The 11,153-nt window shown below is 66.8% G+C and carries 13 protein-coding genes and 1 pseudogene; 3 read left to right on the top strand and 11 right to left on the bottom strand.

The window, feature by feature from the left end; translation table 11 throughout:
- Positions 1-381 (top strand): annotated as a pseudogene (locus tag ACFORG_RS15615) (hypothetical protein); the annotation flags it as partial.
- A 9-nt stretch (positions 382-390) separates the two neighbouring features.
- On the opposite strand, the gene ACFORG_RS15610 reads toward ACFORG_RS15615, so the two are convergent.
- The 5 genes from ACFORG_RS15610 to ACFORG_RS15590 are packed head-to-tail and all read right to left on the bottom strand — an operon-like array spanning position 391 to position 5,926.
- Positions 391-915: a DUF2478 domain-containing protein gene (locus tag ACFORG_RS15610; protein ID WP_386736628.1), complete on the bottom strand. Its 525-nt coding sequence runs from the start codon at positions 913-915 to the stop codon at positions 391-393.
- A 42-nt stretch (positions 916-957) separates the two neighbouring features.
- On the bottom strand, positions 958-1,845 hold the full coding sequence (locus ACFORG_RS15605; protein WP_386736452.1) for a DMT family transporter: 888 nt from the start codon (positions 1,843-1,845) through the stop codon (positions 958-960).
- A gap of 1 nt (position 1,846) precedes the next feature.
- Positions 1,847-3,916, bottom strand: a complete 2,070-nt coding sequence (locus ACFORG_RS15600) for an ABC transporter permease (RefSeq protein WP_386736451.1) — start codon at positions 3,914-3,916, stop codon at positions 1,847-1,849.
- Positions 3,913-4,965 (bottom strand): quaternary amine ABC transporter ATP-binding protein, encoded by a 1,053-nt coding sequence (locus ACFORG_RS15595; RefSeq protein WP_386736450.1) that lies wholly within the window; start codon positions 4,963-4,965, stop codon positions 3,913-3,915. The genes ACFORG_RS15600 and ACFORG_RS15595 overlap by 4 nt, the downstream gene beginning before the upstream one ends.
- A gap of 10 nt (positions 4,966-4,975) precedes the next feature.
- The gene (locus ACFORG_RS15590; RefSeq protein WP_386736449.1) at positions 4,976-5,926 is read right to left on the bottom strand and encodes an ABC transporter substrate-binding protein; all 951 of its coding nucleotides are present in this window, start codon (positions 5,924-5,926) and stop codon (positions 4,976-4,978) included.
- 255 nt (positions 5,927-6,181) lie between these two features.
- Between ACFORG_RS15590 and ACFORG_RS15585 the strand changes: the two genes are divergently transcribed.
- Positions 6,182-6,592, top strand: a complete 411-nt coding sequence (locus ACFORG_RS15585) for a PaaI family thioesterase (RefSeq protein WP_386736448.1) — start codon at positions 6,182-6,184, stop codon at positions 6,590-6,592.
- Between the two features lie 3 nt (positions 6,593-6,595).
- On the opposite strand, the gene ACFORG_RS15580 is transcribed toward ACFORG_RS15585, so the two are convergent.
- Positions 6,596-6,931 carry a hypothetical protein gene (locus ACFORG_RS15580; protein ID WP_386736447.1) on the bottom strand — a complete coding sequence of 112 codons (336 nt, stop codon included), beginning with the start codon at positions 6,929-6,931 and terminating at the stop codon, positions 6,596-6,598.
- A gap of 104 nt (positions 6,932-7,035) precedes the next feature.
- Here ACFORG_RS15580 and ACFORG_RS15575 point away from each other — a divergent pair, with 104 nt between their 5' ends.
- Positions 7,036-7,716 carry a hypothetical protein gene (locus ACFORG_RS15575; RefSeq protein WP_386736627.1) on the top strand — a complete coding sequence of 227 codons (681 nt, stop codon included), beginning with the start codon at positions 7,036-7,038 and terminating at the stop codon, positions 7,714-7,716.
- Positions 7,717-7,720: 4 nt separating this feature from the next.
- Here the strand turns inward: ACFORG_RS15575 and ACFORG_RS15570 are convergent, their stop codons facing one another.
- From ACFORG_RS15570 to ACFORG_RS15550, 5 genes are all read right to left on the bottom strand, one after another.
- The gene (locus ACFORG_RS15570) at positions 7,721-8,125 is read right to left on the bottom strand and encodes a c-type cytochrome (RefSeq protein WP_386736446.1); all 405 of its coding nucleotides are present in this window, start codon (positions 8,123-8,125) and stop codon (positions 7,721-7,723) included.
- A gap of 32 nt (positions 8,126-8,157) precedes the next feature.
- Entirely contained in the window at positions 8,158-8,550 is a 393-nt protein-coding gene (locus ACFORG_RS15565) for a c-type cytochrome (protein ID WP_386736445.1), read from the bottom strand.
- 27 nt (positions 8,551-8,577) lie between these two features.
- A complete protein-coding gene (locus ACFORG_RS15560) occupies positions 8,578-8,973 on the bottom strand; it encodes a c-type cytochrome (RefSeq protein WP_386736444.1) in 396 nt (131 codons plus the stop codon).
- A 68-nt stretch (positions 8,974-9,041) separates the two neighbouring features.
- The gene (locus ACFORG_RS15555; RefSeq protein WP_386736443.1) at positions 9,042-9,728 is read right to left on the bottom strand and encodes an ABC transporter ATP-binding protein; all 687 of its coding nucleotides are present in this window, start codon (positions 9,726-9,728) and stop codon (positions 9,042-9,044) included.
- Complete coding sequence (locus tag ACFORG_RS15550) at positions 9,721-11,010, bottom strand: lipoprotein-releasing ABC transporter permease subunit (protein WP_386736442.1); 1,290 nt, start codon at positions 11,008-11,010, stop codon at positions 9,721-9,723. The genes ACFORG_RS15555 and ACFORG_RS15550 overlap by 8 nt, the downstream gene beginning before the upstream one ends.
- Positions 11,011-11,153: the final 143 nt, after the last annotated feature.

The raw sequence follows: 11,153 nt of genomic DNA, 5'->3' as shown, positions 1-11,153 counted from the left end.
CTCTCTGACCTCGTTTTCGGCGGAAATGGTAACGATTTCGTCAATGGCGGCTTCGGGTACGACCGGATCAATGGCGGCGCGGGCGCGGACAGCTTCTTTCACCTCGGCGTGGCCGATCACGGCTCGGACTGGGTGCAGGACTATCTCGCGGGCGATGGCGACGTGCTGGTCTTCGGCCAGGCGGCGACGGCGGCGGATTTCCAGATCAACCTCGCGCACACGGCGACGCCGGACGGCGAGCGCTCGGGCGAGGACGCGGTGCAGGAGGCCTTCGTGATCTACCGCCCGACGGGCCAGATCATGTGGGCGCTGGTGGATGGTGCCGGGCAGGATCAGATCAACCTGCGTCTCGGTTCCGAGACCTTCGACCTGCTGGCCTGAGCCTTGCTGTCAGGCCGCGTCGCTGTCGCGGTGCAGCCCTTCGACCCAAGCAAGAATGGTGTCGAGCTCGGGCGCCAGCGGTTCGGCCGCGCCACCCGCGAACTCCTGGAAACGGGCCTCGTTAAGCCCGTTCACCCCGGTCAGCACCGGCACATTCCGCGACAACGCCTCTGCGATGACAGGGCGAAAGCCGCGGCCATCCGCCTCGTGCTTGCCGAACTTGTTCACGATCAGCAGCTCGGGCCGCCGGTCGCCTTCCAGTGCGCGCTCGACTTGGGCCACCGCATCTTCCAAGGCCGCAGTATCCAGCCTGCAGCCACGGGCGGCGCGGCCCAGCGATTGCGAGATACGGATCGTGCCGCCATGCGGCAGGATGCGCAGGTCCATGTCGCAGCGCCCGCCCTGCACGCAATCCACGTTGGTCTGCACCACACCTGCAAGCGCCACGCCTTGCGCTTCCAGCGCCTCTGCCACCGCGCTCAGCAAACGGTCGGTGGCGCCCCGGTCACTGGTCTTCACGTAAGCTAGCTGCATCTCGTCCTCGGTCTCGTCCCGCCATCGGCGAAATAGCACGGCTCAGGCGGTTCCGCCACTCCCCCGCCGCCGGACGCCCAGCGCCGGCGCCAGTTCGGCCAGCGCGCCAAGAACGATCAGCGTCGCGCCAAGCGCCATCATCGGCGTGAAAGGCTCGTCCAGAAACAGGGCGCCCGAGATGATTCCCGACAGGATCTCGGCGGTCAGCAGGAAGGTCAGCACCGCCGGCGTCAGCCGCGAGGCGCTCCACAAGGTCAGCGCGAGGATCGGCAGGGCATAGACCACGCCAGCCAGCGCACCGCCCAGCGCCGCCACGGGCAGCGGACCGACCGACCCGACCGCCAGCGCATAGGCGAAGCCGATCACCGCGGCGGACATGGCCGTGACCGCCGCCATCGGGGCCGCACCCGGCCCGGGTGCAAGAAAGATCAGCGCGGCGCCTCCCGCCCAGGCCATGCCTGACATCACCGCCAGCAGGTCCGAGACCCCGAACCGCGTCAGCGAAACGTCCCCACCCAGTACAAGAACCGCGCCCGAGAGCGCCGCAACAAGGGCAAGGGTCGAACTCCATCCCCACCGCATCCGCAGGAAGGCCCACTCGATCAGCTTGCTCCATGCCGGCGCGAGGTAGAACAGCAGCACCACGCGCACCACCTGCCCTTCGGCCAGCGCGACCGAATAGCTGCTGACCGCCAGCCCGACCAGCGTGGCGCCGATCAGCCCGCGCAACGGAATGCGCAGGCTTTGGCCACGGACGGCGCACCAGGCCAGCGCCGCCACGGTTGCGCCGGCGTTGATCGTGACGCCCGCCATCGCGCCCGGCACGCCCTGCGCCTCGAGCCAGCGCACCGGGATCCACCACAGCCCCCAGAATGCTGCGGCCACGAAGGCAAGCAGAACCGGGCGCAATTCTGCCGCCGGACGCCGCATGCTAAAGCCCCAGCGCCTGGCGCCGCTCCTCGGCGAATCCCTGCACGATCCGGTCGGCGACAAAGGCAAGGATCGCCATCGCCGCTCCGGCCGAAAGGCCAAGCCCCACATCGGCCTGCCCCAGCGCAAGGTAGATCGACTGGCCCAGCCCGGTGGTACCGATCAACGCCGCGATCACCAGCATCGCAAAGGCATAGAGGATGGTCTGGTTCAGCCCCAACAGGATGGTCGGCGCCGCGTAGGGCGCGCGCACGTCGCGCAGGATCTGCCACTCGGTCGCGCCACTGGCCACCGCTGCCTCCAACAGTTCGTCTGGTGTATTGACCAAGCCGTGCCGCGTGTACCGGATCATTGGAACGATGGCATAGGCGCAGATGGCCAGAAAGGCCGAGAACTCGCCGATCTGGAACACCATCAGGACCGGGATCAGGAACACGAAAAGCGGGATGGTCTGCAGCATGTCGCAGACGGGCCGGACGACACGCCAGAGCGGTGGCCAGACCGCACTGGCCAGGCCGATGGCCCCGCCAAGGACCGCGCAGGCAAAGACCGCCGCGCCACTCAGGTAAAGTGACAGCAGCGCCCGGTCCCAAAGGCCCGAGATCAGGATCGTACCCAAAAGCCCCACCGACAGAAGCGCCAGCCGCCGACCGCCCGCAACCCACCCAAGGGCCGCCGCACCCGTCAGCACGAAGGGCCACGGCAGGTTCGTGATCCCGGTCTCCAGCATACCGGCCGCGATCACCACCATCAGCCCCGCCGTGATCCGGCCCTGCACAGCCAGCACAAGGCCCGTCGCCGCTCCACCGGCGAACAGCCACAGGCTCATGGCTGGTGTCCAGGCAAAGCCCCATGTGAAGGGCAGCACCGCCTGGTCCAGCCCGATCCTCAGCGGCAGGAGAACGTAGAACATCGCACCGTTCTTGAACGCGTCGAGCGCCGCGCCATTGGCCCGCGTGAATTCCGTCAGGCCCCGGTCCATCCGCTCGGCCACCGGGTCGAGCAGCGCCAGCGCCGAGGCGTCGGGCAACCGGACCCAGAACAGCGCCGTCGCCGCCACCGAAACGCCCAGGATGATCCAGGCGATGCGGGCGCTGTGACGCCGTGCCTCGGGCGCGGCCAGCGTGCTGCTCATCCGGTCGATGAGGATGGCAAAGATAACGATCACCATGCCTGCCAGCAGGGATTGACCGAACTGCGCCTTGCGCATGGTCAGCAGCACCTCCCAGCCGATATCGTTGAACCCGCCGATCACCGCCGCGATGATCACCATGCTTAACGCCGCCATCAGGCACTGGTTCACACCGACCATGATCTGCGTCGAGGCCGAGGGGATCTCGACCTGGAACAGCTGTTGCAGCCGGGTGCCGCCCGCCATGACAGCGGCTTCCTTGATCTCGGGGTCGATCCGTTCGAGACCCAGCAGCACGTTGCGCGCCATCGGCGGCGCGGCATAAATCGCCGAGGCGATCAGCCCGACCACCGGGCCGAAGCCGAACAGCAGCAGCAAGGGCGTCAGGTAGGCAAAGGTCGGCACCGTCTGCATCACGTCGAGCACCGCCAGCAGCGCGTTCTTAACCCGCGGCACCTCATGCGCAAGGATGCCTATCGCACCGCCCAGCATCAATGCCAGCGGCACCGACACGGCAACCAGCGCCAGCGTGTTCATGCCCTGCGCCCAGTAGCCCGAGGCCAGCACGAAGCCCAGTCCGAACAGGCCCAGCGAGGCCATCGCCAGCCCGCCAAGATACCAGCCCAGCGCGGTGACCGCGCCGATCAGGATGGGCCACGGCGTTCCGTTCAGCGCCGCGTTCGCCCAATCCATCGGATAGCGCATCACCCAGGCCAATGCGCGCGCCACCGGCTTGATCGCTTCCAGCAGCCACGTGACGCCTGCCCCGACCCAATCCGTGAGCGGCAGCACCCACGCGGCGGGCCATGCGACCAGCCACGGCGCCACGCCCTCCAGCGCGATACAGACCGCCCCGACGACCAGCGTGACCAGCGCCGCCTGCGCGCCCGCGGTCAGGCGCGGCGTGCCGGCCGGCATCGTGTCGGCCAGCGCGCTCATGTCTCCTCCGCCTGCAAGGCCGCCGCAAGGTCAGAGGGATGCACCGTTCCCACGACCGCGCCCGACGGGTCGCGCACCGGAACCGGCTCGTAAAGCTGCATGCAGCGCGCCAGCGCCGCGTCAAGCGTCATGCCCGTGGTCAGGCCCGGATCGTCGGGGCCTGCATCCTCCGCGCCGCCCTGCATGACCGAGGCGACCTTGGCATGCCGTCCCTTCGCCACGTCCCGCGAGAATTCGCGCACGTAATCGTCGACCGGTCGCAACACGATATCCGTGGGCGTACCGATCTGCACGATCTTGCCGTCGCGCATGATGGCGATCCGGTCGGCCAGCTTCAGCGCCTCGGTGATGTCATGGGTGATGAACACGATCGTCGTCTTGAGTTTGGCCTGGATCTGCAGGAACTCGTCCTGCAGCTGCCTGCGGATCAGCGGATCGAGGGCCGAGAACGGCTCGTCCAGGAACCAGACGCTGCAATCGGCCACCAGCGACCGGGCGATGCCAACGCGCTGCCGCTGACCGCCCGAAAGCTGCCGGGGATAGGTGGCTTCTCGCCCGCCCAGCCCAACCAGCTCGATCACCTCGCGCGCCTTGGCCAGCCGTTCGGCACGGCCCACCCCCTGCACCCGCAGCGGATAGGCCACGTTATCGGCCACGGTCATGTGCGGAAACAGGCCGAAATGCTGGAACACCATCCCCAGCTTCTGGCGACGCAGCTCGATCAGGCGCTTCTTGTCCGCACCGATGATGTTTTCGCCCTCGATGCGGATCTCGCCCGCCGTACCGGGCAAAAGTTGCGACAGGCACCGCACCAAGGTGGACTTGCCGGATCCCGACAAGCCCATGATGACGAAAAGCTCGCCCTCGCGAACCTCGAAACTGGCATCCTGCACCGCGGGAATGAACCCCGACCTGCGCAGCGCACCGGCCGCCTCGTCCGCGTTCTGCCCCGACCGCGCCAGCGCGTCGGTCAGGGCTTTCTCGGCGCCCGTGCCGAACACCTGCCAAAGGTTCCGGCAGGCGATCGCCGGGGTCGTGTCACCGCTCACCTGGAACGGCTCACTCGGTCGCCGCGTCCACGACCGGACGCCAGACCTGCTCGTTCTCGGCCATCCATGCCGCAACGACCTCTTCGACCGGCTTGCCGTCCACATCCACTTCGCCCATCATCGGCTGCTGCGCATCGACCGACAGGGTATAGTTCGACAGGATCTCGTGGGCGGCGGGCCACTTCTCTTCCATCCCGGCCCACGCGGCCTTGAAGATGCGGGTGGGCGAGAAATCGCAATCGTTCACCGCGTTCGGGTTCGGGCCCCATGCGGGATCGTTGAAGCACGCCTCCTCGCCCACGGGCAGGTCGACGAACTGCACGTCATAGGCCGACATCGCCCAATGCGGCTGCCAGAATGTGATGAGCAGCGGCGTCTGCCGCTCGGTCGAGGCGCGCAGCTCGGCGATCAGCGCCCCTTCGGAGCCCGCCGGCACCGCCTTGAAGGGCAGTTCCAGCCCGGTCATCCGGTCGGCACCCGGCGTACCCCAGTCGGCCGGATAATCGACCAGACGCCCCTGCGGGATGGTCTCGGCGGTCGCGAAGTTCTGCGCACACTCCTTCAGCGCCTCCCAGGCGGGCAGACCGGGACACATATCCGCGACATGGGCCGGATAAGCGATGCCTTCCTTGGCCGCCAGTTCAAGATCGCCAAGCTCGACGATGCCGCCATCCTCGACCTTTACCGCGTAATCGTCCGACACGTTCGACGACCAGATCTCCACCGCGGCATGGATCTCGCCATCCGACATCGCCTGGTACATGTTCATGTACCCGGCTGTCACATACTCCACCTGGTATCCCGCCTGCTTGAGCATTTCGCCAGCGATATGGGTGGTGATGTGCTGGCCGGTCCACTCGTTGACGGCCAGCTTGATGGGCTCGTCCACCGCGCCCATGTCGGCGGCCATCGCCGTGCCGGCAAGCGAGGCGGCGGCAAGTCCCAGCGTCAATGTCTTCATGCTGTCTTCTCCCTGTTGTCTTTCTTTTGTCTTTGTCCCGGCAGGCCCCGTCGCGTCACATCCCGGCCATGCGGAACAGCGCACCGGCGTACCTGCGATCCGCTCACTATCGGGCAGTTTAGCGCCGCTGTCACCCGTTGCCTGATCCTGTTGTTCTGCCTCTTGGCCGCGGTGTCTGCAACCGTTGCGCGACGCACCCGCTTGGCACGTCGGCAGACCGCCGCTACTGTCGCCGGACAAGAACGGGAGGCGTCGATGGAAATCACCGCGCAGGCCGCGCAGGAACTGCTGCGCGAGAACTTCGCCGACTGGGTTCAGGCGCTCGACCTGACCGTCACGGAGGCCGCGCCCGACCATGTTCTGATCCGCATGCCGCTCGCCCCGCATCTGGCGCGGGTCGGCGGCATCGTCTCGGGCCAGGCGCTGGCCGCGCTGGCCGACACCACCATGGTCATCGCCGCCGTGGCCCATGCGGGCGAATTCCGTCCTTTCGCCACCACCGACCTGCACACGCAGTTCCTCCGCCCCGGTGCGGGCACCGCCATCCTGTGCCGGGCCGAAATCGTCCGAGCCGGCCGCGCATTGGTCTTTGCCCGCGCCACGATGACCGAGGAACAAAGCGGCAAGGCCGTCGCCACCGCCACGGCAACCTTCTACGCGCCCTGAGGGTCAGCCACCCCAAACACTCTTCCGGATGAATTCATCGATCAGGTACCACGAGGTCAGGATCAGGAAGGCAAAGGGCAGATAGTTCGCAGGCGATGTCTTTTGGCCAAGCAGCCTTGCCAGAACCTCCAGCACAAAGGCACCACAGGACAGCACAATGCCAGCAAGACGCACCGCCTCACCCAGGGGATAGACCCAGCTGACCGGATCGGTGGGCTTCGGGGCAAGAACAAAGAACGGATAGGCCACGAGCCACAGCCCAAACCAGCCAAAGGCCATCACCGTGGCGGCCAGTTTTGCCCTTCGCCCCCGGGGATTCCCCGTTTCATCCCGTCGCATCATCCCTCCGCCAGCCCCGCCTTTCGCTGCCACGCAGCGCCGGTTTGCCCACGATGCCCGACATTTCTGTTGCAGGCAAAGCTGCACAGGCTACGGTTTTGCCCATGCGCCTGTTCCTGTGCCTTGCCATTCTGGTTCTCGCCACCTGCGGCCGCCCCCTGACCGAGGGAGAGCGCGCCTTTGTCACGCGCATCCATGGCGAGGGGGTCGACATCGACCGGCTGCGCCTTGTCGACGGCGCGCCGGTCGGCGCAGTTACGTTCAAGCGCGAACCGCGCCCCCGCGTCGCCTGCCGCGAACGCATCCTGCCGCCCGTCAAGGAAGAGATCGTCACCGTCAAACCCGCCGCCGTGGCGCTGTTCAACCGCATCTTCTTTTCCGAAGACTGGTATCTTGACGATTACATGGACGAGTTTCCGCAGGCGATGAACCTGATCGCGGGAATGCTGCTCGCGCATGAGGTCACGCATGTCTGGCAATGGCAGAACCGCCGGGTCACGGGCTATCACCCGCTGCGCGCCGCCGCCGAACACGGGGCCAGCTCCGACCCCTACCTTTTCGAACTGGGCGAGGCTCCGAATTTCCTCGCATACGGCTACGAACAGCAGGGCGCAATCGTCGAGGAATACGTCTGCTGCCGCGCCCTCGCACCTACCGCGACCCGCACCAAGCGCCTGCACGAGATGATCGCGGCCGTGATGCCCGTCACCGACCTGCCGCAAAGCCGCGAGGCCGATGTCTACCTGCCATGGGACGGCGCCGAAATCGACGGGATCTGCGACTAGGCCCTCATTCGGAAACCTGGATCTCTTCCAGATAGAGCATCAACGCGACCATCGGGCGCGGCGTCGGCGTCTGCACGCCATCAACGACCAGCGGCACCATCTCGGGGTCGAGCATCATCGCGCCGAATTCCGGCATCACCTGACCGGACATCTCGCGATGCTCGTACCCGTCGATCCGCGACAGGACATAGGCGCGCGGGAAGACCCCGTCATTGCGCGCGGCGATCATCGTCAGGTCCGGCGCACTCTGCCCCCCGACCAGTTCGCCCCCCTCGCCGCGATAGCCGTGGCACGCGGCGCAGTTGGTCGCGAACAGCGCCTCGCCTTCCTGCGCGGTGGGCATCGCGTCCTGCGTGCTGCACGCGGCCAGCAGGCAGACACCGAAAAAGGTCAACAGGCGCAGGGACATGGGTATCGGTCCTTTGAATCAGGGGGGTATCGTCAGTCCTGAATGGACAGCAGATAACCGACAAGGTCAACGACCGGCTTCGACGTCAGCACAGGCTGCCCCGAAGGCGTCTTCATCGACTCTTCCGGCCCCTGCTCGAAGAACGGGCCATAGACCGGCATCGGGCTGCCATGCGAGGCGAGCGGGTCGCGCCCGTCAATGCGCTTGATCACACGCTCAAAGGGGAACTCGCCCCCCGCGGCCAGCGCCGTCAGGTCCGTGGGCTGCAGGGTCAGCACGGCCGCCATCGGCCCGTTGCCCCTGCCCTCGGTCCCGTGGCACGTGGCACAATGCTGGAAGTAGAGCCGGCTGCCCTCCTCCACGTTCTGCGCCAGCGCCGGAGCCGCCAGCACCGCCAATGCAAGTATTGCGATCGGTCGCTTCATCTCTGTCTCCGTTCTTCCGCCAGACCTCTATACATCCTGCAGGCCCTCCACGTATCGCGTCAACGCAACAAGCGCCTCGGGCGTCGCGATGACCTGCCCGTCTGCCGTGGTCCAGGGCACTGTCGGCCCGTCCATCAGCGGGCCGAATTCGGGCATCGCGCTGGCAAAGGCCTGCCCGCCATGCCCGTGGATCTTTGCCATCACGGCGTCGGCAGGAAACACGCCGCCATTCGCCGCCGCCATCCCGCGCAGGTTCGCAGGTGGATAGCGCAGCTTCGCCGCGTCGGGGCCGTCACCGGCGCCTGTCGGGCCATGACAACTGACGCAATGCGCCTTGTATAGCGCCGCGCCCGAGGGCGGAGCATCACCCATGCAGCCCGCCAGCCCCAGCAGGGACAGCGCCCCGGCAATCACGTATTTCATTCGGCCCGCCCGTTACTTACCTCTGCCCGCAGGCTCTCGCGCGGGGACGGGTGCCGCCATGATCCAGATCAAGCCTGAGGATGCAGCGCCCCGCCATCCAGGCGCAGAACCCGGCTCATCCGCGCGGCCAGTTCCAGGTTATGCGTGGCGATCAAGGCCGACAGGCCCTCGTCCGCCACCAGCTCCATCAGGACATCGAACAGCCGGTCCGCCGTCGCGGGGTCGAGGTTGCCGGTCGGCTCGTCAGCCAACAGGATGCGTGGACCGTTCGCCAACGCCCTGCAAAAGGCCACGCGCTGCTGCTCGCCGCCCGACAACGCCGCCGGCCGGTGATCGGCCCGCGCCTCCAGCCCCACCCGCGACAGCAACTCGCGCGCCCGCGCCTGCGCCGCACGTTCCGTGGCGCCATCGGCCAGCTGCGGCAGGGTGATGTTCTCCAACGCGGTGAACTCGGGCAGCAGGTGGTGGAACTGGTAGACGAACCCGACCTCGCGCCGCCGCACGGCGGTGCGCGCCCGGTCTCCCAGACCGCCCATCTCGCGTCCGCCGATCTCGACCGTGCCGGCATCGGGCACGTCCAGCAGCCCCGCCATGTGCAGCAGCGTCGACTTGCCCGCCCCCGACGGTGCGACCAGTGCCACGATCTCGCCGGGCACGAGCGCCAGTTCGACACCGCGCAGCACCCGAACTTCGTTCGGCTTGCCCCGGTTGTAACTCTTCTCCAGCCCCGAAAGGCGCAGAACGGCCTCACTCATAACGCAGCGCCTCCACCGGGTTCAGACGCGCGGCCCGCCGCGCCGGAAACCACGTTACAATGAATGACAGACCCAGCGACAAACCCACGGCCTTCAAAACATCGACAAGATGCAACTCTGCCGGGAGTGCGTAAATGCCGCGAATGGCCGGATCCCAAACTCCGCCGCCCATTACGTAATTCACGAAGGAAAAGATCGGGTCGATATAAATCGCGAAAAGACATCCCAGAACCACGCCACAGGCCGTGCCAATGATGCCGGTGAACGCCCCGCAAATGAAAAAGACCCGCAGGACCGACCCCTCGCTCAACCCGATGGTGCGCAGGATACCGATATCGCGGCCCTTGTTCTTCACCAGCATGATCAGGCCCGACACGATGTTCATCGAGGCGATCAGCACGAGGATCGACAGGATGATGAACATCACGTTGTCCTCGACCTCCAGCGCACGCAGGAACCCGCCCGAGGCATCGCGCCACGTCCAGACCCGCGCCTGCTCCCCCGCTGCGCGCAGGATGGCCAGCGTGTAGCGGTCCAGCTCCTCGGGCTCGGCAACCATCACTTCCAGCTCGTCCGCCACGCCCTCGCGGTTGAAATAGACCTGCGCCTCGGCAAAGGGCAGGTAGACCCGCGTGTTGTCGATGTCGTATCGCCCCGCGGAAAAGACGTGCACCACCTCATAGGCGTTCACCCGCGGCGAGGTGCCGAATGCCGTCTTGACCCCGTCGGGCGAGATCAGCCTGATCCGGTCGCCCACCGTTGCCCCCAGCGACCGCGCCACGCCGGACCCGATCGAAACACCCTCGTCGAACCGCGCAAGATCGCCATATCCGGTCTCGTTATCGGCGATTCCCGGCAGGCTCTCCAGGTCCTCGGCATGGATGCCGAACACCTGCACACCAGCATTGGAGTTGCGATGCGCGGCCAGTACCTGCCCCTTGACCAGCGGCGCCACTCGCGTGACACCCGGCACCTCGGCCACCCGGGCGGCCATCTCGGCGTAATCGGGGATCGTCCGGTCGATCTGGCCGCTTTCGGTGATGACCCCTGCACTGTAGACGGTGACATGCGCGTTCGCGCCCAGGATCGTGCCCACGAATTCCGCCCGGAACCCCGACCGCACGGCAAGGGTCGCGATCAGCGCGAAAACCGCCAGCGTGATCCCGATGAGAGAGATCCACGTCATCACGCTCACACCGCCCTCGGCCCGGCGCGCGCGCAGATAGCGCCAGGCGATCTTCCACTCGTAGCCGGAAAACGGTTTCGGTGCTGCTGTTGTCATTGGCCTGCCCTGATTGATCGGGCCAGTCCTGCGCGTTGCGGCCGCGCAGGTCAAGCCGCCTCGCCACAGGCCCCGGCGGTAATCCTCCGACCGATCCGGAGCAGATATCACAACCCAAGGGTGTATTGCTTGGAAAACACTTC

Origin of the sequence: Lutimaribacter marinistellae (assembly GCF_042648365.1) — a bacterium.
In the GTDB taxonomy this organism is placed as follows: domain Bacteria; phylum Pseudomonadota; class Alphaproteobacteria; order Rhodobacterales; family Rhodobacteraceae; genus Lutimaribacter_A; species Lutimaribacter_A marinistellae.
Note: the sequence above shows the minus strand (reverse complement) of the source record. Positions and strands in the feature narration are given on the sequence as shown.

What these genes read in the sequence shown, in the direction of transcription:
- ACFORG_RS15610 (WP_386736628.1), bottom strand. Translation starts at nt 915, where the DNA reads ATGCAGCTAGCTTACGTGAAGACCAGTGACCGGGGCGCCACCGACCGT.
- ACFORG_RS15605 (WP_386736452.1), bottom strand. Translation starts at nt 1,845, where the DNA reads ATGCGGCGTCCGGCGGCAGAATTGCGCCCGGTTCTGCTTGCCTTCGTG.
- ACFORG_RS15600 (WP_386736451.1), bottom strand. Translation starts at nt 3,916, where the DNA reads ATGAGCGCGCTGGCCGACACGATGCCGGCCGGCACGCCGCGCCTGACC.
- ACFORG_RS15590 (WP_386736449.1), bottom strand. Translation starts at nt 5,926, where the DNA reads ATGAAGACATTGACGCTGGGACTTGCCGCCGCCTCGCTTGCCGGCACG.
- ACFORG_RS15585 (WP_386736448.1), top strand. Translation starts at nt 6,182, where the DNA reads ATGGAAATCACCGCGCAGGCCGCGCAGGAACTGCTGCGCGAGAACTTC.
- ACFORG_RS15580 (WP_386736447.1), bottom strand. Translation starts at nt 6,931, where the DNA reads ATGCGACGGGATGAAACGGGGAATCCCCGGGGGCGAAGGGCAAAACTG.
- ACFORG_RS15575 (WP_386736627.1), top strand. Translation starts at nt 7,036, where the DNA reads ATGCGCCTGTTCCTGTGCCTTGCCATTCTGGTTCTCGCCACCTGCGGC.
- ACFORG_RS15570 (WP_386736446.1), bottom strand. Translation starts at nt 8,125, where the DNA reads ATGTCCCTGCGCCTGTTGACCTTTTTCGGTGTCTGCCTGCTGGCCGCG.
- ACFORG_RS15565 (WP_386736445.1), bottom strand. Translation starts at nt 8,550, where the DNA reads ATGAAGCGACCGATCGCAATACTTGCATTGGCGGTGCTGGCGGCTCCG.
- ACFORG_RS15560 (WP_386736444.1), bottom strand. Translation starts at nt 8,973, where the DNA reads ATGAAATACGTGATTGCCGGGGCGCTGTCCCTGCTGGGGCTGGCGGGC.
- ACFORG_RS15555 (WP_386736443.1), bottom strand. Translation starts at nt 9,728, where the DNA reads ATGAGTGAGGCCGTTCTGCGCCTTTCGGGGCTGGAGAAGAGTTACAAC.
- ACFORG_RS15550 (WP_386736442.1), bottom strand. Translation starts at nt 11,010, where the DNA reads ATGACAACAGCAGCACCGAAACCGTTTTCCGGCTACGAGTGGAAGATC.